Here is a 2,514-nt window from a genome sequence, read left to right as displayed (position 1 = left end):
CAGGCGGACTGCCCCCGGACGCTGCCATCCACGCTGCGGCGCGCCCATTCAAACTTGAGGCTTGAGCGTGGCGTGACGTCGTAGGTAGCGCCCAGGCTCTTGAGCCGTCCCATCGGTGAACCAGCCTTGCTCGCGGAGCTGATGGTGTAGTTGGCCGTGAGCAGCAAGGGCGCGGCGGCACGGTAGGTGCCCATCAGTGAATGGAAGGTCGACATGACCGGCGCCGCCACGGGCGCCGCGCCGGAACCCGACCATTGGCGCTGGTAGCCATAAGCGACGGACACCGCCTTGCTCCGCCAGGCGAGGCTGGCACCCGACAGGTCCCCACTGCGCCGGCTCAGGTGTTGGTCCCCCACGCTGGCTTCGCCGGGGGCATAGGCGACATCGGCATGAAAGCCCTCCGTGCCCGCCGTGCGATAGCGCAGCATGTTGTTGGCCCGCGCGACAATCGACACCAGGCCGGGCTGCGCATCGGTGAACGCCGCCAGGTTCAAGGGAGTGAACACGTCGGCGAGAACATACGGGTCCGCGCGCATGACCGCGGCGATGAAAGGCGTCAGCTGCCGGCCCGCGGTGACGCTGCCCCATGGCCCGGAGAGGCCGACAAAGGAGGCCAGATTGAAGGCCAGCGCACCCGCCTGCTTGCCCGCGCCGGTATCTGCAGATAGCCCGGCCTGGAAGTTGTAGAAGGCCTTGAGTCCGCCTCCCAGGTCCTCATCTCCACGAAAGCCCAGGCGCGAGCCCAGGCTCCCGCCGTCCTCGACGCGCGTCCACGACGTGGTGCCGGCCTTGGCAAAGCCGATGAACTGGTCCACGTTGCCATACACGGTCACGCCGCCCTGGGCCACGGCCGCACAGGGCGCCACCGATGCCACGATGGCCCAAACCAAAGTCTTCTTCATTGCTGTCTCCTTTTTATTGAAATGCACGCCGCAGGCGCGGCGCGGCACTGGACGCTCACGAGCGCCCGTGCACCGTCGGTTGTTCTATAGAAACCCCGTCATCGCCCCATGCTGTCGTGCATTGGGCGGGGCAGGGGAAAAGCAAGAAAATCGGCCCAGGGATCCCGGCCCTTGGACAGAGGCAGGCGCATTGGCAAGCACCACCCCATCACGGGCCGCCTGGGCGTCACGCTTTTAGTTGACGCTCTCCACGAGCGAGCTGACATATCCCGTGCCGCCGGGGCCGGTGTCTTCCACTTCGACGTAGTAGGCAAGGCTTTGGCCTTCCTTGAGTGGCAGACGCACCGAGTAGCCACCTTCCGCGCTGCCCATGGCCGTCGATTGCCAATGGGCCGCGCGCCAGTCTGCGGACACTTTCTTGTACGCATAGAAGACCCTGACAGCCACCGGCTGCGTCTCCATGCCCACCTTGGCGGACACCAGCAGCTGATCCGCATCAACCACCCCCCGGGATTCAACGCTGGGAACAGGGCGCTTCAGAAAGGTGTGGGCCAGCCACATTCGCCACGCGGCCAGGTTTTTCTGCGACACCCATGTGTGCTTCTGGTTGTCGATGGCCAGAAAGGCCCGGTCGCCCTTCATTTCCCTGTGCATGCTGTTGGATGCGCCCAGCGCAAAAAACTCGTCATTGGTACCCATCGCCACCAGGTAGCGGGCCTTGATCTTGTCGCGCCACAGGTAGGGGTCGAAGTGCTTTATCAATTCCAAGCCCACGGGGTTGTTGAATACGCGCAGCACCTTTTCCGCCGGCTGGTAGCCGGGGCCCAACCTCTCCTTGTCGGGACCCCTCACATCCGGGCCGAACTCGGCGAATTGCCTGGCAAGGCCGTAGAGCGTGTTGCCGCCGTAGTAGCAGGCAGCCATGATGCCGGCGACGCGATCAGAATCGACGCCTGTCGCAAGGGTGACCGCCACGCCCCGTTTGGAGCAGCCCATGATCACGGCGCGCTCTGTTTGCACACCGGGCAAGGAGTGCATCAGCGTAATCGCCCGCAGGTATCCCTTGGTGATGGCGGAGTAGCCGTACCAGCTGAGATCACCGGTCTCCAGCACCTTCTTGAGTGAATACCCCATGAGGTCGTTTTCGTCCATGCCCTTGAAATTTTCAGGCGGATTGCTGAACACCATGATGGGCAGGTCCAGATCGATGGCGGTGGCCTCGGCATACTGTTCTTCCGTGCGCAGTTGCGTCCCCGGAATCGTGAGCCGAACGCTGCCGGGATCCTCGAAGAACGACCGCTCGGTACCCATGATTCCGGCATTGCCACCGCCCTTGTATCCATCGGGTACGTAAATGCGCGCCGGGTGCCGCCAAACCATCCCCTTCCAGTTCTGGCTGGTAAATTTCAGTTCGATGACGCGCACCTTCTTGCCCGGACGCGCGGCGCTGGGCACTACGCGATCCTTGGCAACCACCGTGTCCAGCGTGCTCTCGTCAAGCATTTCCTTCATGTCGAAATACTTCGCGGGTCCGGCATCTCCGGCGTTGGCCGCCCCCATGCACAGCAGCAGCAAGGAATAGAAAAATAAGAAAACGGGCCATTTCTTCATG

The 2,514-nt window shown here is 63.3% G+C and carries 2 protein-coding genes; both read right to left on the bottom strand.

What is annotated here, in order from left to right; all coding sequences use genetic code 11:
• A partial coding sequence (locus tag QZH66_RS15055) for a porin (protein WP_305806725.1) occupies positions 1–902 on the bottom strand: 902 nt, incomplete at its 3' end.
• A 234-nt stretch (positions 903–1,136) separates the two neighbouring features.
• A partial coding sequence (locus QZH66_RS15050) for a PhoPQ-activated protein PqaA family protein (protein ID WP_305806724.1) occupies positions 1,137–2,514 on the bottom strand: 1,378 nt, incomplete at its 5' end.

It is taken from the genome of Stenotrophomonas sp. YIM B06876 (assembly GCF_030711595.1).
Classification (GTDB): domain Bacteria; phylum Pseudomonadota; class Gammaproteobacteria; order Xanthomonadales; family Xanthomonadaceae; genus Stenotrophomonas.
The sequence above is the reverse complement of the archived record's forward strand: the minus strand, read 5'-3'. Positions and strand labels throughout refer to the sequence as shown.